The organism is Amycolatopsis japonica (assembly GCF_000732925.1).
GTDB lineage: Bacteria > Actinomycetota > Actinomycetes > Mycobacteriales > Pseudonocardiaceae > Amycolatopsis > Amycolatopsis japonica.
Window position 1 is genome coordinate 6,168,830 of record NZ_CP008953.1, and the last position, 20,079, is coordinate 6,188,908.

20 protein-coding genes and 1 pseudogene are annotated in these 20,079 nt (G+C 69.1%); 4 read left to right on the plus strand and 17 right to left on the minus strand.

All coding sequences use genetic code 11. The annotated features are described in order from the left end of the window. The first annotated feature begins 38 nt into the window (after positions 1-38). Positions 39-977, plus strand: coding sequence for a sigma-70 family RNA polymerase sigma factor (locus AJAP_RS28565; protein ID WP_038517009.1), 939 nt, complete (start codon positions 39-41; stop codon positions 975-977). A 57-nt stretch (positions 978-1,034) separates the two neighbouring features. On the opposite strand, the gene AJAP_RS28570 is transcribed toward AJAP_RS28565, so the two are convergent. Beyond that, positions 1,035-1,601, minus strand: a complete 567-nt coding sequence (locus tag AJAP_RS28570) for a carboxymuconolactone decarboxylase family protein (RefSeq protein ID WP_038517012.1) — start codon at positions 1,599-1,601, stop codon at positions 1,035-1,037. A gap of 173 nt (positions 1,602-1,774) precedes the next feature. Between AJAP_RS28570 and AJAP_RS28575 the strand changes: the two genes are divergently transcribed. Then, positions 1,775-3,016 carry an aldehyde dehydrogenase family protein gene (locus AJAP_RS28575; RefSeq protein ID WP_038517014.1) on the plus strand — a complete coding sequence of 414 codons (1,242 nt, stop codon included), beginning with the start codon at positions 1,775-1,777 and terminating at the stop codon, positions 3,014-3,016. Here the strand turns inward: AJAP_RS28575 and AJAP_RS28580 are convergent. From AJAP_RS28580 to AJAP_RS28635, 12 genes are all read right to left on the minus strand, one after another. Beyond that, positions 3,006-4,808, minus strand: coding sequence for a hypothetical protein (locus tag AJAP_RS28580; protein WP_038517017.1), 1,803 nt, complete (start codon positions 4,806-4,808; stop codon positions 3,006-3,008). The genes AJAP_RS28575 and AJAP_RS28580 overlap by 11 nt on opposite strands. 9 nt (positions 4,809-4,817) lie before the next feature. Beyond that, complete coding sequence (locus tag AJAP_RS28585; RefSeq protein WP_038524042.1) at positions 4,818-5,894, minus strand: serpin family protein; 1,077 nt, start codon at positions 5,892-5,894, stop codon at positions 4,818-4,820. Positions 5,895-6,090: 196 nt separating this feature from the next. Beyond that, positions 6,091-7,371 carry a deoxyguanosinetriphosphate triphosphohydrolase gene (locus AJAP_RS28590; protein WP_038517019.1) on the minus strand — a complete coding sequence of 427 codons (1,281 nt, stop codon included), beginning with the start codon at positions 7,369-7,371 and terminating at the stop codon, positions 6,091-6,093. A 38-nt stretch (positions 7,372-7,409) separates the two neighbouring features. Beyond that, positions 7,410-8,042, minus strand: a complete 633-nt coding sequence (locus AJAP_RS28595) for a YdcF family protein (protein ID WP_038517022.1) — start codon at positions 8,040-8,042, stop codon at positions 7,410-7,412. Between the two features lie 32 nt (positions 8,043-8,074). Continuing rightward, positions 8,075-8,680, minus strand: coding sequence for a response regulator transcription factor (locus AJAP_RS28600; protein WP_038517024.1), 606 nt, complete (start codon positions 8,678-8,680; stop codon positions 8,075-8,077). Then, the gene (locus AJAP_RS28605) at positions 8,677-9,873 is read right to left on the minus strand and encodes a sensor histidine kinase (protein ID WP_038524045.1); all 1,197 of its coding nucleotides are present in this window, start codon (positions 9,871-9,873) and stop codon (positions 8,677-8,679) included. Before AJAP_RS28605 ends, AJAP_RS28600 begins: the two co-directional genes overlap by 4 nt. A 15-nt stretch (positions 9,874-9,888) precedes the next feature. Beyond that, a complete protein-coding gene (locus AJAP_RS28610; protein WP_038517026.1) occupies positions 9,889-10,617 on the minus strand; it encodes an ABC transporter permease in 729 nt (242 codons plus the stop codon). Then, on the minus strand, positions 10,614-11,537 hold the full coding sequence (locus AJAP_RS28615) for an ABC transporter ATP-binding protein (protein ID WP_038517028.1): 924 nt from the start codon (positions 11,535-11,537) through the stop codon (positions 10,614-10,616). Before AJAP_RS28615 ends, AJAP_RS28610 begins: the two co-directional genes overlap by 4 nt. A 391-nt stretch (positions 11,538-11,928) precedes the next feature. Then, on the minus strand, positions 11,929-13,317 hold the full coding sequence (locus tag AJAP_RS28620; RefSeq protein ID WP_034316415.1) for a glycine--tRNA ligase: 1,389 nt from the start codon (positions 13,315-13,317) through the stop codon (positions 11,929-11,931). Positions 13,318-13,408: 91 nt separating this feature from the next. Continuing rightward, positions 13,409-14,071 (minus strand): class F sortase, encoded by a 663-nt coding sequence (locus AJAP_RS28625; protein ID WP_038517032.1) that lies wholly within the window; start codon positions 14,069-14,071, stop codon positions 13,409-13,411. A gap of 96 nt (positions 14,072-14,167) precedes the next feature. Beyond that, entirely contained in the window at positions 14,168-14,797 is a 630-nt protein-coding gene (locus AJAP_RS28630; protein ID WP_038517035.1) for a class F sortase, read from the minus strand. A 7-nt stretch (positions 14,798-14,804) separates the two neighbouring features. Next, positions 14,805-15,875: a hypothetical protein gene (locus tag AJAP_RS28635; protein ID WP_038517036.1), complete on the minus strand. Its 1,071-nt coding sequence runs from the start codon at positions 15,873-15,875 to the stop codon at positions 14,805-14,807. A 265-nt stretch (positions 15,876-16,140) separates the two neighbouring features. On the opposite strand from AJAP_RS28635, the gene AJAP_RS28640 reads away from it, so the two are divergent. Together AJAP_RS28640 and AJAP_RS28645 are read left to right on the plus strand one after the other, a co-directional pair. Beyond that, positions 16,141-16,524, plus strand: a complete 384-nt coding sequence (locus AJAP_RS28640) for an ArsR/SmtB family transcription factor (protein ID WP_038524048.1) — start codon at positions 16,141-16,143, stop codon at positions 16,522-16,524. 2 nt (positions 16,525-16,526) lie between these two features. Beyond that, positions 16,527-16,940 carry a Fur family transcriptional regulator gene (locus AJAP_RS28645; protein WP_020629376.1) on the plus strand — a complete coding sequence of 138 codons (414 nt, stop codon included), beginning with the start codon at positions 16,527-16,529 and terminating at the stop codon, positions 16,938-16,940. Between the two features lie 64 nt (positions 16,941-17,004). Here the strand turns inward: AJAP_RS28645 and AJAP_RS28650 are convergent, their stop codons facing one another. The 4 genes and pseudogenes from AJAP_RS28650 to AJAP_RS28665 form a co-directional block, all read right to left on the minus strand. Next, entirely contained in the window at positions 17,005-17,730 is a 726-nt protein-coding gene (locus AJAP_RS28650; RefSeq protein WP_038517042.1) for a TIGR03943 family putative permease subunit, read from the minus strand. Further along, positions 17,727-18,742 (minus strand): annotated as a pseudogene (locus AJAP_RS28655) (permease). Before AJAP_RS28655 ends, AJAP_RS28650 begins: the two are co-directional and overlap by 4 nt. A 37-nt stretch (positions 18,743-18,779) precedes the next feature. Further along, complete coding sequence (locus AJAP_RS28660; protein ID WP_038517045.1) at positions 18,780-19,202, minus strand: hypothetical protein; 423 nt, start codon at positions 19,200-19,202, stop codon at positions 18,780-18,782. Between the two features lie 34 nt (positions 19,203-19,236). Next, entirely contained in the window at positions 19,237-20,058 is an 822-nt protein-coding gene (locus AJAP_RS28665) for an isoprenyl transferase (RefSeq protein WP_038517047.1), read from the minus strand. Positions 20,059-20,079 lie beyond the last annotated feature (21 nt).

A 20,079-nucleotide genomic window follows, 5' to 3' on the forward strand; every position in this document is an offset into this window, starting at 1 on the left:
GTTCCCGCTCCCGGAGCGGTGTGCGGCACACTCGGGGAATGAGCACCGCCCTGGACGAACTCGCCGGGAACTTCGCCGCGCTGCGGCCTCATCTGGTGTCGGTCGCCTACCGGCTCACCGGCACGCTGTCCGACGCCGAGGACGCGGTCCAGGAGTCGTGGCTGCGCCTGAGCGGCATGGACGAACGCCGCCGCGCGGCCATCGAAGACCACAAAGGCTGGCTGACCACCGTCGTCAGCCGGATCTGCCTCGACCGGCTGCGGTCCGCGGTGGTGCGCCGTGAACGGTACGTCGGGGAATGGCTGCCCGAACCGGTCCTCGGCCCGCTGGGCACCCCGTCGTCGGAGGACCCGCTGGCCGTCGCCGTCCGCGACGACGGCATGCGCATGGCGGCGATGGTGGTCCTCGACCGGCTGACGCCGGAGCAGCGTGTCGCGTTCGTGCTGCACGACGCGTTTTCGGTGCCGTTCGGCGAGATCGCCGAGATCCTGGGCTGCACGACGGACGCCGCGCGCCAGCACGGTTCCCGCGGCCGCCGCGCGGTCGCCGACGCCGATCCGCCGCCGCGGACGGCGCTCGCCGAGCAGCAGCAGATCATCGAGAAGTTCATGGCGGCGATGCTGACCGGGGACATCCAGGCGGTGGCGGAGGTCCTGCATCCCGACGTCGTCCTCGTCGGCGACGGTGGCGGCAAGGCGCGCACCGCGGTGCACACGGTCGCCGGGTTCGACAAGGTCACCCGGCTGTTCCAGGGTCTCATGCGGATGTACGACCCGGCGGGGATGGACCAGGCGACGTTCGCGCTGGTCAACGGCGACCTCGGGGTCTACCTGCCGCCGCAGCCCGGTTCCGAGCGGTACCGGGCGCTCGACGAGCACGTCGACGCGTTCTCCATCCGCGACGGGAAGATCGTGGCGATCTACGACATGGCGAACCCGGACAAGCTCACCGATGCGCGGACCCGCGTCGGCCTCTGACCGCGTTTAGTCCTCTGAATGCGCCTGGGCGCATTCAGAGGACTAAACGCGGGTGGTTCAGGGGAGCGGGATCTTGCAGGCATCGCCCGACGTGAAGCCCTGCGCGGTGATGTCGAGCGCGCTGTTCATCCGGGCGCGCATGTTCTCGAGGCCGATCTGGTAGGTCAGCTCGATGACGCCCTTGCGGCCGAATTCGCGTTCCAGTTCGGCGACCTGCTCGTCGGTGGCGGTCACCGGGCTCGCGGTCATCGCGTCGGCGTACGCGAGCGCGAGCCGTTCCTGGTCGGTGAAAGCGGGCGACTTCGCGTAGTCGTCGATGTTCTTCAGCCGTTCGATGTCGAGCCCCTCGTGCAGTTGCAGCATGGTCCCGAAGTCGATGCACCACGAGCAGCCGAGCTGGGTCGCGACGCGGTACACGGCCAGCTCGCGCACGTTCGACGGCAGCGTCTTGCTGGCCTTCTCGGCCATCATCTCGTGCATGCCGTTCGCCCGCAGCAGGGCGGGATGGTGCGCGTAGACGGCCATCGGCTCGGGCACGGCGCCGAAACGCTTGCCGGCGAACCTGTAGAACAGCTTCAGCAGGAAGCCGGCTTCGGCGGTCTTCACGGCGGGAATGCGCGGCATGGTGTCCTCCTCGTGCGAGTGCGTTCACCGACTGGACGAGGCGGCCCGCACGGACGTGACAGCACCGTCGGTGACGCGCGCCACCCTCACTTTTTAGCCTTTTCGCCGGAACCGCCAGTCGATCATCAAAGGTACGCTGGTGAGCTGGCACTTTCCTTCCACCGAGGAGGACCATGCTCGCCGTCGAGGATCCCGCCACCGGACAACGGATCACGGACGTCCCCGACTGCGGGCCCGCCGAGGTCGACAAAGCGGTACGCGCCGCGGCGGCCGCCTCCCCCGCCTGGCGCGCCACGGACCGGCGCGCGGCCTTGATGTCGTGCGCGGTCGTCGTCGAGGAGGCCGCGCCCGTGCTGGCCCCCGTTCTCACCGAGGAGCAAGGGAAACCGCTTCGCGAAGCCGAGGCCGAGTTCGCCGGGGCGGCGGCACGCTTCCGGTACTTCGCCGGGGTTCGGCCCGGCTCCCGGGTCGCCGGTGACGGGCCGGTCGCCGCTCTCACGCCGTGGAACTTCCCCGTGCAGCTGGCCGTCGCGATGCTCGCACCGGCGTTCGCCGCGGGGAACACGGTGGTGCTCAAACCTTCACCGCGCACACCGCTCACCACACTGCATCTAGGGCGGATGCTGGCGGAAGTGCTGCCGCCGGGCGTGCTGACCGTGCTCACCGGCCAGGATCCCCTCGGCGAGCTCCTCATCGCCCATCCCGGGATCCGGCAGGTCGCCTTCACCGGCTCGGCCGAAACCGGGAAGCGGATGGCGGCCACGCCGGAATGGCGACAGCTGGCGCTCGAACTGGGCGGCAACGATCCCGCGATCGTCCTTCCCGGCACCGATCCGGCCGCCATCGCGGAACGGCTCTTCTGGAGCGCTTTCGCCAACTGCGGGCAGATCGGCGTGGCGGTGGAACGGATCTACGCCGTCGGGCCGGTCTACGACGGTGTCGTCGAGGCGCTGGCGGCCGTGGCGACGGAAGTCGTGGTGGGCGACGGAAGGACGCCGGGAACGCAGATCGGCCCGGTGAACAACCGGCCGCGCCACGACCGCGTCACCGGTCTCACCGACGAAGCGCGGGCGAGTGGCGCGCGGATCGTCACCGGCGGACCGCTCGACGGGCCGGGGTACTTCTTCGCACCGGCGATCCTCGCCGAGGCGCACGACGGGATGCGGGTGGTGACCGAAGAGCAGTTCGGGCCGGTGCTTCCGGTCGTCCGATGCTCCACAGTGGACGAAGCCGTCGGGCTCGCGAACGCCACGGCGCCCGGCTTGTGCGGATCGGTGTGGGGCTTGGACGAGGAGCACGCCGCCGAAGTCGCGGCACGGCTCGTCTGTGGCACGGTCCGGGTCAACGAACACCGCGCCGACGAGCCGTTCGCCGGCTCGCGGTGGTCCGCGAGCCGGGCCGGGCTCAGGGCGTGATCGTCCGGACGTCCCACACCCAGACGCCGTCGACGAATTCGGCGGGCTTCCGCAGCAGAAGGTCCACTGTGGTCCGGAAAGCGTCCTGGTGTTCGCGTGGGATCAGCACGAGTACGTCGGCGTTCCAGTACCGCAGATCCGCCAGCGCCTGCACCCGCTGCGACTCGGTGATCGTCGCGGGCACGCCGGTCTGCTTGATCTGGTCGAAGATGATCGACGTCGGCCGCTGGATGGCGCCGTAGCGGCCGCGTTTGTCGTCGGGACCGCTCGGGCCCACGAAGTAGCCCTCCGGCATCGAGTAGCCGAGCCCCGCGTCGATCTGCCAGTGCAGCGGCTCGGACTCGCCGGAACTCGGCAACGGCACGGGCACCACGGTCCCGCCGGGCGCGACGTAGCTCCGCCAGGTGCCGTCGGCGAGGAATCTGGGTGTCTGCGGCCGTTCCTTGACGATCAGCTGGGTCGGCGCGATCGGCAGCAGGACCGCGATGACGACGCCGATCCACACCAGCCGCAACGGGAATCGCCGCTCCCCCGGCACTTCGGGCAGTTTCGACGCGACCGTGTAGACGCGTTCGGTCGCCAGCGCGAGCAAGGCGCCGATGAGCGGGATGCAGCCCATCGCCAGCCGCGATTCCAGCAGCGACTCGAACAACGGCAGTTCCGAAAGCAGCTTCCACGGCCCCGGGATCCCGGTCTCCTCGTGCACCACGATCAGTTGCACGCCAAGGGAAAGCCAGGCCATCACGAACATGGAGATCGCCAGCGCCCGCGCGAACACCTCTCGCCACAGCCACGCGGTGATGACCACCATCAGCACGATCAGCGGCCAGCCGAAGAAGGCGTTCTCCTCGGTGCGGTTCATCGACACGTCGGCGGCGGCCTGCGGCTGCCCGGCGACGGACTGCGTCGCGAACCGGGTGAACGCGGCCGTGTCGTTCCCGACCGGGCCGTGTTCGATCGCCTGATAGCTCTGCGGGCCGAAGAACTGCCACCACAGGGGGAAAGCGCACAGCACGAGCGCCACGAGCACCCCGATACCGACACCGATCCCCAGCGGTTTCGCCATCGGCGGGAACTCGCGGTAGTTCGTCGCGAAGTAGGCGATGGCGAAGATCGCGAACGCCATCGCGAAGATCAGCAGCGGTTCCTCGCCGAGGAAGATCTGGTACGCCGCCAGCAGACCGAGGAAGATCCCGTTGCGGACCGGGCGTTCGCCGCGCGCGATCTTGAAGACCTTCAACGCGATGAACGGCAGGACGAACCACGCGACGAAGTTCGGGTGCGCGTTGCCGTGCGAGATCATCGGCGGGGCGAAGCCGACGAACGCGCCGCCGATGGCCGCGCCGACCCGGTGGGTGACCAGATGCCGCGAGAAGACCCAGTACCAGGCGGCCGCCGTGCCGGCGAGACCGCCGGTGAGCGCGATGGCCCAGGTGACCGTCGGTCCGAAGGTGAGGGTGACCGGTGAAAGCGGGATGCCGATGCCGAGCATGGCCGTGTTGGCCATCAGGTTCACGCCGAGCGGATGGTTCTGGAAGTGCGAACTGAGCGGGTTCCTCAGGTGCAGCACGTTGTCCGCGGTGACGGAGAAGAACCACTCCCACAGGTTCTGATCCGACGCGCTGTTCCAGAGATAGCCTTCCTTGAGGTCGAGCCAGAGCCCGTTGTAGAGCAGGAAGGCGAACAGCAGGAAGCCGCCCATGATGGCGGCGTCGGCGGCGGCGAACCGGCGGGGTCTCGTGGGAGCCTTCTCGGCATCCACATTCGCCGCCTCAGCCTGGAAAAGGCTCACTGACCGTCCTCACGGCTCGACTACGCGGGCGAGAAAGTAGATCACACCCGTCGAGGCATGCCTCACGAGCAGAAGGAAGGGCCGATCGACGGCGACTTCCAGGGGTTCGTCGACGATGAGCGACGTCAGCCGCATCAGCACCGCCGTCGCGGCGGCGCCTTCGAGGCCCTGCTCGTCGATGCGGAGCACGGACTGGTGGAGCACCTCGGACACTTCGAGCCGGTCGTCGTCGGCGAGCCCGGTGAGATCGGCGGCGGCGGTGAACATCGTCCGCACGCCGAGATCCTGGAGCTTCGCCGTCAGCGGGCTGTCGACGTCGAGGTCGAGTTTCGGCAGGGACAGCGCGATCGTCTTGGACCGCGTGTTCTCCAGCAGCCGCGCCAGCTTCCCCGCGTCGAGTTCGGCGTCGTCGAGATCGCCGTCGGGGAGCAGGACGATCGCCTCCACCCCGCCCTCGGCGCCGAGGCGGACGACCTGCCAGCCGTCCTCGTGGGTGTGGTCGAGCTGTTTTTCGAGCCACATCGTCGGCACCGTACGGGTGCCGGACGGCGCGTGGAAGTCCGCGGGCGCGGTGTTGTCACGCGAGAACGGATTGGTCCAGGCGGTTTTGAGATACAGGGCGTTGACGATCGCGGCGACGGTGTCCTGTGCGACGGTCCCCGGTTTCAGGAGTTCGGGGATCAGCTCGCGGGTGGCCCGCGCGACGTCGGCGTTGATCAGCGCTCGCGCGGCCTCCGGATCGTCGCCGAACGGGGCGCTCTCGACCTTCCCGCCCGGCCAGGTGGCGAGTTCCTCGCGGAAGGAGTCTTCGAGCGGGAGCCCGTCCCAGGCCCAGAGCGTGTTCGCGACCGCGAGTTCGGGACCGTCTTCGAGCAGTGACGAGGCCTTGCCCAGCAGGTCGGCGAGCTCGTCCGGGTCGCCGAGCAGCGCGATCAGTTCTTCTCTGGTCTTCCCCTTGGCGGCCTGCGTCACCAGGCCGAGCGCGCTCGCGATCGAGTACGGCGAGAAGCACGCGTTCTCCACGCGGCTCGCCAGCACCCGATAGAGGTCCAGACCAAACCGGAGGTGGCTTTCGACAGCTCCCATGCCGCAGACCGTACCGTGCACGGGCCCGTCCGTCTCCTGTCCGAAGGTAGGTGCCGTTTCGGTTCGGCGGTCGTGCGTGTGTGAGGGGACGGCGCGTGTGATCAGACGGACGACACACGCATAGCCGGAGCCGATCCCCGAGCCGTCCGGCTGATCACGCGTGGCGTCCGGCTGATCACGCGTGTCGTCCATCCAGTCACGCGACACCGCCGTGGCGGCCGGTGTGCCAGGCGTGCCACGCGTACGCCTGCGCGTCCGTGAGGGACGCCACCTGGTCGACGACCACGCGCAGGCGGGCCGCGTCGTCCGCGGCGGCCTCCCAGGCCGGCAGGAACACGCCGTCGAGCGCGTCCGGAGCGCGGCGGCACAGCGCGCCGACCAGTTCGGCGAGCGTCTGACGCTGACCGTCCTGCATCGCGAGGCGCCGTTTGTCGCTCATCACGTACCGCAGCGCGAGCGCCTTGAACAACGCGACCTCGGCCGCGACCTGCTCCGGGATGACCAGGCGCGCGGCGTAGCGGCTCAGCGGCCCTTCGCCGTGCACCTCCCTCGTCGCGCCGACCACCGCCGTCGCGAACCGGCCGACCAGCTCACTCGTCAGCCGTTTCAACGCGACCTGCGCCTTGAGCGAGCCGTCGAGCCCCGGTTCGGTGAGTTCCGCGACCACGGGCAGGTCGAGCAGTTCCTTCGCCGCACCTTCCAAAGTGGACTGGGACTGATGCGAAAACCTGCGCGCCGCCTCGGCCACCGCCGCGCGTTCCTCCGCGTCGGCCAGTACCCGCAACGAGATCCGGCCCGCGAGCACCCCGTCCTCGACGTCGTGCACGGAATATGCGACGTCGTCGGACCAGTCCATGATCTGCGCTTCCAGACTGGTGCGGCGCTCCGGCGCACCGGCCCGCACCCACGCGAAGACCTCGGCGTCGTCGGCGTACACGCCGTACTTCGGGTTGCCTTCTTCACGGAGCCACGGGTACTTCGTCGAGGCGTCGAGACAGGCGCGGGTGAGGTTCAGCCCGCCGGCGGCCCCGCCTTCGAGCAGGACCTTGGGCTCCAGCCTGGTCAGGATCCGCAAGGTCTGCGCGTTGCCCTCGAAACCACCGCACGGCTGCGCGACCTCGTCCAGCGCGCGCTCGCCGTTGTGCCCGAACGGCGGGTGCCCGATGTCGTGCGCGAGGCCGGCGGTGTCCACCAGATCCGGGTCCGCGCCCAGCTCGTCCGCGATGCCCCTGCCGATCTGGGCGACCTCCAGCGAATGCGTCAGCCGCGTGCGCGGTACGCCGCTGACCTCGGCACCTTCACCCGGGCCGACCACCTGGGTCTTGCCTGCCAGCCGCCGCAGGGCCGCCGAGTGCAGCACGCGTGCGCGATCACGGGCGAAGGCGCTTCGCCCGTCTTCCGCGCCCTCCAGCGCCGCGCCCTTGGGCCGCTCGGGCAGCAGACGCGCCCTGTCGGCCTCGGTGTAGGTGTCGCTCACCAGCCAAGCTTATGCGCGATCACCGACACTTATCGGGTTCAGACGTCCGCAGGGAACCTGGTGAGGCGGTAGTACAGCAGCGCGCCGGTCTCGCGGACGATGTAGCGCGCCTGCGTCTCGCGGGTCTGCACGATCGGGCCGCGGTGCGTGGGCGACGTCCAGGCGTCGAGCCCGAGGTCGTCGGCCATCACCCGCGCGCGGAACGAGTGCCAAGGGTCGCTGACCAGGACGGCGGTCTTCCAGCCCCGCTGCTGCACCTGTTCGGCGACCGCGCGGAGGCTGCGCAGGGTGTCGCTGCCCTCGCCGACCGGCAGCGTCGCCGACACGGGCACACCCCGTTTGCGCAGCCATTGCGCGCCCGCTTGCCCCTCGGTGAAGTTGTCGTCGGCCTTCTTGCCGCCCGCGGTGACGATGACCTTGGCGACGCCCTGGTCGTACAGCGTCTTCGCCTTGGCCAGCCGGGCCTCGAAGATCCCCGACGGCCTGCCGTTGTACTGGGCCGCGCCGAGCACCACGATGACGTCGGCGCGGTCGCGCACGTCCTCCCGCGCCACCTGCCAGACCCGGAACGCCGTTCCGCCGATCAGCGCGACGACGATCAGCAGGAACCCCGCCAAGGTCCGGCGCACCCAGTTCGCGCGGGTGGGCTTGGTCCGTTCGGCGGTACTCACGGGGGTGATTCTCGCAGAGCCGCGAGGTGATCTCAGAGCCAGCCGTGCTCTTCCGAGAGCCGCACCGCCTCGGCCCTCGTCCTCGCCCCGGTCTTGCCCATCGCGGCCGAAAGATGGTTGCGCACGGTGCCTTCGGAAAGGTGCAGCGCGCGGGCGATGTCGGCCACCGTGCTGCCGTCCTTGGCTGCCTTGAGGACGTCGTGTTCGCGTCCGGTGAGCGGGCTCGCGCCGGTGGCGAGCGATTCCGCGGCGAGTGCGGGATCGACCACCCGGAGCCCGCCGTGGACCCTGCGGACGGCGTCGACGAGCTGCTCCGGCGGAGCGTCCTTGACCACGAATCCCGCGGCACCCGCCGCCATCGCCCGCGACAGGTAGCCGGGCCGCCCGAAGGTGGTGCAGATGATGATCCGGCACAACGGGAGCGCGCCGTGCAGTTCGGCGGCGGCTTCGAGACCGTCCTTGCCCGGCATCTGGACGTCGAGCAGCGCGACGTCCGGGGCGGTCTCCTTCGCCCGCTGAAGCACTTCGTCGCCCGAGCCGACCTGGGCGACCACCTCGATGTCGGCTTCGAGGCCGAGCACGGTGGCCAACGCCCCGCGCACCATCGCCTGGTCGTCGGCGAGCAGGACCCGGATCACGCGCAGCCTCCAGTGGGTTCGGAGAGCGGCGCAGCCACGTCGCTCCGCAGGGCGGACTCGGGTACGTCCGCCCGGACGAGCCATCCTCCCCCAGGTGGCGTGGTGGCGGTCAAGGTCCCGCCGACCGCGTCCAGCCGTTCGGTGAGGCCGCGCAGGCCGTTGCCGGCCATCGCCTCGCCGCCTTCGCCGTCGTCCTCGACTTCCAGCCAGGTCTTGCCGAGACGGACCTTCACCCGCTTCGCCCCGGAATGCCGGAGCACGTTGGTGACCGCTTCCCGCAGCACGTAACCGAAAGTGCGCTGCAAGGCGGGAGCTACATTGTCCACCGCGTGCGGCAGGTCCGCGTCGATCTCGGCCGCCCGCAACGCCGCCCGCGCCCCGGCGACCTCCGCCGACAGCGACACCTCGCGATATTCGGAGACCGTGGCGCGGATGTCCGAAAGCGCGCTGCGGGTCAGGCTCTCGACCTCGCGGATCTCCTGCAGGGCGCGGGAGTCGTCCTTGCCGCTCTCCAGGATCCGGCGGGCGAGCCCGGCCTTCACCGTGATGGTGGTGAGGCTGTGGCCGAGGATGTCGTGCAGATCCCGCGCCAGGCGCTCGCGTTCACCCGCCACCGCGAGCGTGGCGATCTCCTGGTTCGCCGCCTCCAGTTTCCGCACCGCGCGGACCAGGTTCGCCATGAAGAACATCGCCGCCGTGATCGAGATGACCGCGATGAGATCGCCGAAGTCGTATTTCCCGACCACTAAATGGACGGCCAGCACCACCAGCAGGGCGCCACCGTCGAGGATCAGCGACCACGCCGGCGGCAGCGTGAAGGCCAGCACCGCCGTCGCGTAGATCAGGATGTACGGGTTGTTGTCGTGCAGGAACACCAGCGCGAGACCGATGAGCAGCATCAGCACCGAGAAGACGTAGGTCGTCTTCCGCCGGGAGGGCCGCAGGCTGAGCGGGAACAGCACGTAACAGGAGCCGTAGAAGAGCAGGAGAACGGCGATCACCAGCTCTTTCGCGGTCGCCCCGTCGGTGGCCAGATCGACCGCCGCGGGGACGAAGCCGGGCACGATGAAGGCGAGGCCGAAGAACACCCACCGCCTCGGCCGGGGACCCCGGCCGGTTCGCGGCGGCATGTCCGCCCACCAGTTCTCCCGGCTGTTCAAGCCCGTCTCGACCTTGCCCGGGTAGTCGCTCACCGGTTCACCCATCTCTCAGACCCGCGCACTGTCCTTACGGTAACGCCTGATCACCAGCGCCCCGAGGACCGCGGTCCACGCCGCCAGCACGCCGAGCGCGACCGGAAGACTCACCGTGAGATGGTCGGTGACCACCGGACGGACCAGCTGGATCAGCCAGTACGTCGGCGTCACCTGGGCGACGTCGGCCATCCACGACGGCATCCCGTCGATCGGGATCCACAGGCCGCCCAGGAAACCCATGCCCATCATGACGATCATGTTCAGCGGCTGCATCGACTCCGGCGTGCCGAACTGGCCCAGCAGCAGGCCGAGCAGCACCAGCGGGATCGCGCCGAGCCAGCAGCCGAGCACCAGCCGCAGCCAGCCGGCGGCGTCGAGGTGGACTCCTTCGAACAGGACGCCGATCAGCGGGACGACGAGCAACGACGGAAGCGCGACGAGCATCGCCGAGAGGGCCTTGCCGCCGAGATAACCGGCGCCGGTCAGCGGGGTCAGCCGCAACTGGCGCTGCCAGCCCGTGGACCGCTCGATGGCCAGTTTCGCACCGCTCGTCATCGCGGCGGAGAAGGTGCCGAAGGCCATCATGTTCACCATGATCACGCCTGCGATGTTCATTTGGCCTGAGGCGAAAACGTTGGCCTGCAACAGGAACATCAGCACCGGGAACGCGACGGCGAAGAGCACGAACCGGGTGGAACGGAAGGTGCGGACGATCTCGGTCTTGAGATAGGTCGGGTTCATCGGACGGTTTCCTCGGTGGCTTCGGTGGTCAGGGACAGGAACGCGCCTTCGAGGCCGACGGCGCCGATCTCGATGTCGTGCGCTTCGGGGATTTCGGCCAGCAACGCGCGCAGCGTGGCGTCGGAATCGGAACTGGAGATCGCGGCGCGGCCGCCGCGGAGTTCGAGCCCGGTGACCGCGGGCAGCCCCGCGATCACCGGCTCCGCCGCCGCGGGCACCACCGCGCGGATCGTGCGTCCCCCTGCCAGCGCACGGACCTGCGCGACCGAACCGTCCGCGACGATCCGCCCCGACCGCATCAGCACGACACGGTCGGCGAATTCTTCGGCCTCTTCGAGATAGTGGGTGGCGAACAGGACCGTGCGGCCGGTGTTCGTGTACTCGTACATGGACTTCCAGAACTCGCGGCGCGTGCCGACGTCCATCGCGGCGGTCGGCTCGTCGAGGATCAGCAGATCGGGATCGCTCACGAGCGCGACGGCGAACCGCACGCGCTGCTTCTGCCCGCCGGAAAGCCTGGTGGAGCGCCGGTTCGCGAGATCCTCGATCCCGGCGCGGCGCAGCGCGTCCCGCACCGGCATCGGCTTGCGGTGCAACGCCGCGACCATGCCGACGGTCTCGGCGACCGTGAGATCTTCGACGAGCGCGCCGCCCTGCAGCATCGCGCCGATCATCCCGTCGCCGACCGCGTCCCCCGGCTCGCGGCCGAACACGGTCACGGTGCCGCTGTCGGGCACGCTCAGGCCCAGGATCATGTCGACGGTGGTGGATTTGCCCGCGCCGTTGGGGCCGAGGAGCGCGACCACCTCACCCGGCGCGATCGTCAGGTCCACGCCGTCGACGGCATGGACGTCGCCATAGTGCTTACGCAGCCCGGAAAGCCGTACCGCCGCCCCCGCGGTGATGTCTTGTTCTCGCATGCTTAGAGCTTGTCGCGAGAAGGGGCCGCGGACGTGGGCCGCGCGTCACGACCTGAGGGTGACAGTTGTCAGGGGTGAGCCGCTGCCGAATGCCATGAAAGGTCCTTTCCTTGCAAAATTTGCAAGGAAAGGACCTTTCATGGCGTTGGCGAGGGCGGTGCGCACGGGCTGAAGGGGCCCGTCACCGCATCCGATGCGGGGAAAGCTCCCTTCGCCCAGCTCGCGCGCTCACGCCCGCTTCCAGTGTCATGAAAGGGTCGTTCAGGACAAGAAACGTCCTGAACGACCCTTTCATGACACTGGCCCGGCAGGCGGCGCGAGTACGTGAAGGCCCCCTTCACTGCGCTAGACGCAATGAAGGGGGCCTTCACGTACTTCCCGAAAGCGGAACTCAGGCGCCGATCAGCCGGCCCGCCAGGTACGACTCGAGCTTGTCGATCGCGACCCGCTCCTGCGCCATGGTGTCGCGCTCCCGCACGGTCACCGCGTGGTCGTTGAGCGAGTCGAAGTCGACGGTGACGCAGTACGGCGTCCCGATCTCGTCCTGGCGCCGGTAGCGGCGGCCGATCGCGCCGGCGTCGTCGAAGTCGACGTTCCAGTGCTTGCGCAGCGCCGCCGCGACGTCGCGCGCCTTCGGCGTGAGATCGGCGTTGCGGGACAACGGGAGGACGGCGACCTTGAACGGCGCGAGCCGGTAGTCCAGCTTGAGCACCGCGCGGGTGTCGGTGCTGCCCTTGGCGTTCGGCACCTCTTCCTCGTGGTACGCGTCGACGAGGAACGCCATCATCGACCGGCCGACACCGGCCGCGGGCTCGATGACGAACGGGCGGAACCGCTGCTTCGTGGCCTGGTCGAAGAACGACAGGTCCACCCCGGAGTGGTTCGAGTGCGTCGTGAGGTCGAAGTCGGTGCGGTTCGCGATGCCTTCGAGCTCGCCCCATTCCTGGCCCGCGTTGAACGCGAAGCGGTACTCGATGTCGACGGTGCGCTTCGAGTAGTGGGAGAGCTTTTCCTTCGGGTGCTCGTAAAGGCGGAGGTTGTCCGCCTTGATGCCGAGGTCCTTGTACCACTCGGTGCGCGCGTCGATCCAGTACTGGTGCCAGGTCTCGTCCTCGCCCGGCTCGACGAAGAACTCCATCTCCATCTGCTCGAACTCGCGCGTGCGGAAGATGAAGTTGCCCGGCGTGATCTCGTTGCGGAACGACTTGCCGATCTGGCCGATGCCGAACGGCGGCTTCTTGCGCGCCGCGGTCTGCACGTTGAGGAAGTTGATGAAGATGCCCTGCGCGGTCTCCGGGCGGAGGTAGTGCACGCCTTCCTCGGACTCGACCGGGCCGAGGTAGGTCTTGAGCATCATGTTGAAGTCACGCGGCGCGGTGTACTGCCCGCGGGTACCGCAGTTCGGGCACGGCACCTCGGACAGGTCGTCCTCGGACACCTCCTTGCCCGAACGGGCGGAGAAGTCCTCGGCCAGCTGGTCGGCGCGGAACCGCTTGTGGCACGAGAGACACTCGATCAGCGGGTCGGTGAACACGTCCAGGTGACCCGACGCGACCCACACCTGGCGGGGCAGGATCACCGACGAGTCGAGGCCGACGACGTCGTCGCGGCTCTGCACGACGGTCTTCCACCACTGGCGCTTGATGTTGTCCTTGAGTTCGACACCGAGGGGCCCGTAGTCCCACGCCGACTTGGTACCGCCGTAGATCTCTCCACACGGGAAAACGAAGCCTCGACGCTTGCACAGGCTGACGACGGTCTCAATGGTGTTGGCGGGCACTCCACGCTCCGAAGCATGCGGGGACGGGTATGGGCTAGAAGGACAAGACTAACCGCCCGTCCCCGCGCGACCTCCGGCGAGGTCGGACCGCTCAGGGCCTGCTGACCAACGAGGCGGTGACGATGCGGTTGTCCTCGTAACCGTCGGTCCCGCCGACGTACTCGCCACCGCACGTGACCAGCACCAGCCGGTGCGGCCCGTCCGGCCCGAACAGCTTCTCCGACTGTTCGGCGAGCTTCGTCTTGTGCACGGTGACGACCTCGCCGATCTTGTACACCCACTTGCCGCCGTCGGTGTCGACGACGTTGACCTCCTGGCCGGTCTTGAGCCGCCACAATTCGTCGAACGGGCCCTTCTTACCCTTCCAGTTCACATGCCCGGAAAGCAGGGAAGCGCCCTGGTCGGCGCCCAGTTTCGCGCCCCACCAGGTGGCTTCGTCGAGTCCCTCGGGGATGGGGAGGGTCCCGTCCGCGGTCAGTTCCTTGCGGATCAGTTTCGCCGTGCCGCCGCCGGGGAGTTTGACCGTGCCGGGCGCCTGGCCCGTGTCGGCGGGCGGTCGGGGTGTCTGCTCCGCCGAGGTGGCCGTCTGGTCCTGCGCGGCCGCGACGACAGGATCACTCTTTCCAGTGAAAACCAGCACCGCGACCACGGCCGCCACCACGAAGATCGCGGCACCGATGAGGATCAACCCCAGGCTGGAGCGCTTCTTCGGCTGCTCCTCGCTCGCCGTACCGTCGTCGAACTGTCCCACCATCGGGTATTACTCCTTGCTCGCGTCTGGCCGCCGGAGCGGCCGGTGTCGCTAGACACGCGACGCGAACGGAGAGAGGTTGCACCGACTTCCGCGGGGTCAGGCGGGCGGGCCGGAAACGGGGGTCGCGACGATCACCCGGTTGTCCCGGTAGCCGTCGGTCCCGCCCAGGTAGTCGCCACCGCAGGTGACCAGGACCAGCCGATGCGGCCCGCTCTGCGCGAACAGCTTCGCCGCCTGCGCGGGCAGGTCGTTCTTGTGCACCGTGACGACCTCCCGCACGCGATAGACCCAGATGCCGCCCGCCGCGTCGCTGACGGCCACCTCCTGGTCCTCGTGCATCCGCCACAACTCGTCGAACGGCCCTTTGACACCGCCCCAGTTGACGTGCCCGGAGATCAGTGCCGTACCCGCTTCGGCACCGAGCCGCGCGCCCCACCAGGCCGCGTCGCCGAGCCCGCGCGGGATCGGGAGGACGCCGGTGGAGTTGACCTCGGAGCGCACGAGCCTCGCCGATCCGCCTTCGGGCAGGCGGATGGTGCCGGGCCGCTGCCCGCGTTTCGAACTGTCGGCGGGCAGCGCCAAGGGGGCGCCGTCCTCACCGGGCAGGACCGCGGGTTCCGCGAACGACACCGTCTGTTCCGGCGGGATCCAGGTCAGCACGATCACGCCCGCGGAGATGGCGAGCGCCGAGACGACGGCGGACAGTGCCGCCAGCCATGGCCGCACGGGGCCGCTACTTCTCCCGCACCGGAACGGGTTTGCGACGGCGGAGGAGCAGCATGGCCGCAGCGCCGATCACGATGCCGCCACCCAGCAGCCCCAGCCCGACCACGGTCCGCGTCGAGTCGGCGGCCTGCGGCGGGATACCGCCCGCGGGCACCGTCCCCGGCACCGCGGGCTGTTCGGGCGCCGCACCCGGGCCGGTACCGCCGGCGGGTTTCGCGACGAAGTTCTTCGGGATCGAGCAGCTCACGCCGCCGAGCACGAGCGTCGTGCGGGCCTCGCGCAGATCCTTGCCCGCGTCGTCGCGCACGTGCGTGACGATGTCCACCTTCCAGCCCGCCACCGCGGTCACGTCGCCGTTGCGCCAGCCGTCCTGCCGGATCAGCTGGTCGAAGGCGGTCACGCGGGACACGGTCAGGTCGGAGGTGGTCTCGTCCTTGCCGATGTTCTCGTTCTTGATGACCGACGGCGGGCCGAGCTTGAGCCCCTTGACGTCGACGCCCGAAGCGCCGGACGGCTTGAGCGCGCCGGTTTCGTCCCGCACCCAGATCTTGCCCACGCTCGTCGACGACGTCGCCTTGCTGGGCGACGAGCAGTCGACGGCGCTCTTGGCGCCTTCAAGCACCAGTACGGTGTTGTCGGCGGGCTTCGCGCCTCCGCGCCCGTTGTCGAGCAGGGCGTAGTTGCTCTCCGCGACCGCCGTCGGGACCGTGGTCTGCTGCAGCGCGGCGAGCACGTTGTGGTCGCGGCTGGCGATACCGGGCGGGAACGGGCTCTGGGCGCCGAAGCGGCCCAGGTTGACAGCCCATTTGTCGCCGAAGGTGTTCTTCTCGCCGTCGTCACGCGGGACGACGGTGCGGTCCGGGGAGAGTTTCGACTGGCCTGGCGTCAGCGGCGAGCGCTGGGTCTCGGTGATCAGCGATCCCGGGTTCCCGATGCGCACCGACGCCACATTCGCGAACGACACGGGGCCGGTCTTCTCATCGACGGCCTGCGTCGTCTGCGCCGAGGCGAGCCCCGGAACCGACGCCAAAGCGACGGCCGCCGTCGCGGCGGCCAGCTTCGTCACGAAACGAGTCATGTCTCCCCACTGCCTCTCCGGGCCCTCAGAGCGCGGTCGTCAGCGTACGAGAAGCGACGAAACGCTCCGCGACAACCTTGCACCGTTGGCGACCACATGCGAAGTGGAATGGTCATTTCTTTGCTAAGTCACCCGAATGGAGCAGTAACATCGCCGCCAAGTGGTCGCCCGGTCGGCGAACAGACCACCGGGGGCGGGAACACTAGGATGGGCAGGACTGTTACTGGCAATGACTTCGGAAATCATGATGGACATGGAGGCGGCGATGGCTACGGTGACCCCGGACTCTGCCGCCCCCGGGCTCTCGGAGGACCCCGGGCCGCATTCGTCGGCCCGTCCCCCCGCCGAACCCGCGACGTCGGCCTCGCCCGCCGTCCTCGCGGACGCCGGCGACCTGCTCAGGGCGCTCGCCGCGCCCGTGCGCATCGCCATCGTCCTGCAGTTGCGTAACGCGGACAGGTGCGTGCACGAACTGGTGGACACACTCGATGTCGCGCAGCCGCTGATCAGCCAGCACCTGCGGGTGCTGAAGACGGCGGGTGTCGTACAGGGTGAGCGACGCGGCCGTGAGGTGGTGTACCGGCTGGTCGACGATCACCTTGCGCATATCGTGGTGGACGCCGTAGCCCACGTTCAGGAGGGGAAGTGAGCATGAGTCCGACGACGGCCAACAGTTCCGCGCCGGTGCCGGGACGCCGGTCGACGAAACAGCGGGCCGCCGTGGTCGAGCTGCTCAAGGAGATCGACGACTTCCGTTCTGCCCAGGAACTGCACGACGAGCTGCGCAAACGCGGCGACGGCATCGGGCTCACCACGGTGTACCGGACGCTGCAGTCGCTGTCCGAGGCCGGCGAGATCGACGTCCTGCGCACGGACACCGGCGAGGCCATCTACCGGCGTTGCTCGTCGCACCACCACCATCACCTGGTGTGCCGTCTCTGCGGCAGCACGGTCGAGGTCGAGGGCCCCGCGGTGGAGCGGTGGGCCGAGAAGATCGCTTCGGAGCACGGCTTCTCCGACATCAGCCACACCGTGGAGATCGTCGGGACCTGCTCGAACCACTGACGAGCGCTATGAAAGGTCCTTTCCTGGCAAATTTTGCAAGGAAAGGACCTTTCATAGCATCGGCTCAGTACTCGTAAGGGTCCTTCGGCGCCGGCACCTGCCGCACCGAGGTGAGCGTCAAATCCGGCATGTAGCTGTTCTCCCGTACCGCGGTCCCCGGCACGACCGTCCCGGTGACCTCCAGCCAGGTGTCGTTCCCGAAGCCCGACACGCCGTCGCCCACCATCCGCACGGTGATCGGGAAGGCGTCGGCCGCGCAGCAGCCGATGACCATCCGCGCCAGCATCGTGTTGCCCTCGTTGTGCACGACGAAGCCGGACAGCCGCACCGTGCGCCCGTTCAACGAGCCACTGGAATCCCATCCCGCGCGGCTGACGAACTCGTTGACCTCCAGCGGGACCACGTCCCCGGCGGGCAAGGGCGGGAAGGCGGCCGCGTTGCTCGCCGAAGCGCTCTGTGGCGCCCTGGCCTCGGTGCGGGTCACCGAATCGGCGCCCAGCGCGGGCGGCGCGACCAGGAACACGGCCAGCACGGGCACCATCAGCAGCCAGGCCGAGCGGGTGTTGTGGTCGTGCGCGTGGACATCGCCGGACACGACGGCGGCGGCCCGCGCGGCCAGCAGGTCGCGGACGATCGCGACCGCGCCCAGCGCCACCATCACCGCGCCGCCCGCGATGATCCACGGCTGCTGGGCGGGTTTGACGTAGCGCAGGTAGTCGCCGTTGATCGTGATCTTCAGCAGCGCGCCGCCGAGCAGGATCAGCAGGATGTTCTGGGTCTCGCGTTTCACGCGCCACCTCCGAGGATCAACACACCCGACACGACGGCGCACGACAGCGCGACCACGAACGTCACCGGCGCGAACCGGAGCGCGAAGGACTTGCCAAAGGTGCCGGTCTGCAGGGCGAACAGCTTCACGTCGATCGCGGGCCCGACCACCAGGAACACCAGTTTCGGCAGCAGCGGCATCGCGGTCAGCGACGCGGCGACGAAGGCGTCGGCCTCACTGCACAGGGCCAGCACGACGGCGAGCACGGCCATCACCAGCACCCCGAGCACGATCTGCTCCCCCAGCACTCCGAACCACTTGGCGGGCACCAGCACGTTCATCGCGGCGGCGATCATCGCGCCGAGCACCAGGAAACCGCCGGCCTCGACCAGATCCGCCCGCGCGGTCTCGGCGAAGGTCTTCCAGCGCGAACCGTGCTGAACCTCCGGAAGCCGCCGCAAAGCCCGCTCCGCGATCCAGTCGAGCTTGCCCCACTTCGCCCACAGCCAGCCCATCACCATCGCGGTGGCGAGCGAACCGGCGAAGCGGGCGAACACCATTTCCGGGTTCCCGGGGAACGCCACCGCCGTCGCGACCAGCACCACCGGGTTCACCGCGGGCGCGGCGAGCAGGAAGGTCAGCGCGGCCGCGGGCGCGACGCCCTGGCCGATCAGGCGCCGCGCGACCGGCACCGACGCGCATTCACACCCGGCAGGGCGACCCCGGCCAGCCCCGCGACGCCGACGGCCGCACCGGCCCGGCGAGGGAGCACCTTCTCCAGCACCCGCGCGGGCACGAACGCCGCGATCGCGCCGCTGATCAGCACCCCGAGCACCAGGAACGGCAGCGCCTGCACGCAGACGGCGACGAACACGGTCGAGCCGGTCCGCAGCGCGGGCACGTCGAACACCTGCTGGAGCCAGCTCTGCCCGAGGATCGCGATCAGCAGGATCGCGCAGAGCACCTCGATCGAGGTGATCTTGAACCGCCGGGCCGGCTTCTTCTCCGGGGCGCTTCTGGAAATGGTTTCCATGCGCGCGATGATGCCAGGTGACCGTGCGTTCCGGCGGTCACTCCCCTCCAGCGGTGCCCAGCAGGTCCGAACGCAGCTGCGACGCGGTCGAGACGACCAGCATGAGCAGCGTTCCGAGCGGCGAGGGATCCATGCCCTCGGCCGGGAACGCGTACCTCAGCGTGATGTCGATGCCCTTCTCCGAACGCACGACCCCGAGCGTCCCGAACAGGCCCTGTCCGGCGCGTTCCGCCGCCGAGGCCGCGATCGCCGGGTCGTCCGGCAGATCCCAGGCCACCACGCAGGTCAGGCTCAGCACGGTCAGCCCTTCGGCCAGCCGGGTCGCCTGGATGACGCACGGGACGTCTGCGTGCGAGAAGGTCAGCGCGCCGTCGTCGTCGACGTGGACTTCGAGATAGCGTTCGAGCGCTTCCCGCGCGGAGGTGAGCAGGGCCGCTGTGTCCGCCGCCTCGGTATTCATGCCGCCTCCGCGGGAAAAAGTACGTCGGCGGGGGTCATGGAGTTCCTTCCGAAGCCTTGTCGACGGCCCCGCCGAAGCGGCGGTCCCGTTTCGCGAATTCGAGGCACGCCCGCCACAGGTGGGTGCGGTCGAAGTCGGGGAAGAGCGTGTCCTGGTAGACCATCTCGGCGTAGGCCGACTGCCAGAGCAGGAAGTTCGACGTCCGCTGCTCCCCCGACGGCCGCAGGAACAGGTCCACGTCCGGCATGTCGGGCTGGTACAGGTACTTGCCGATGGTCTTCTCGGTGACCTTGTCCGGGTTCAGCTTCCCGTCGGCGACGTCCTGCGCGATCCGGCGCATGGCGTCACCCAGTTCCGCACGGCCGCCGTAGTTGACGCACATCGTCATGTTCAGCGCCGTGTTGTGCTTGGTCTTCTCCTCGGCGACCTGGAGTTCCTTGATGACGCTCGCCCACAGCTTGGGGCGGCGGCCCGCCCAGCGGATGCGGACGCCGATCGAACCGAGGTAGTCGACCTGGCGGCGGATGGTGTCGCGGTTGAAGCCCATCAGGAAACGGACCTCCTCCGGGCTCCGCTTCCAGTTCTCGGTGGAGAACGCGTACACCGAAAGCCATTTGACGCCGAGCTCCACGGCGCCGCTGGCGACGTCGATCATCACCGCTTCACCGCGTTTGTGGCCCTCGATCCGCGGCAGGCCCCGCTGGTTGGCCCAGCGGCCGTTGCCGTCCATCACCAGCGCCACATGCTTCGGGAGGAGTTCCTTGGGGATCTCCGGCGGCCGGGCACCGGACGGATGCGGCTCCGGCGCGCGAAGTTCGAATTGTGACGCCTTGTTCTCGCGTCCCCTGCGCAGCACCTTCGAGCCTCCTGAACGAGT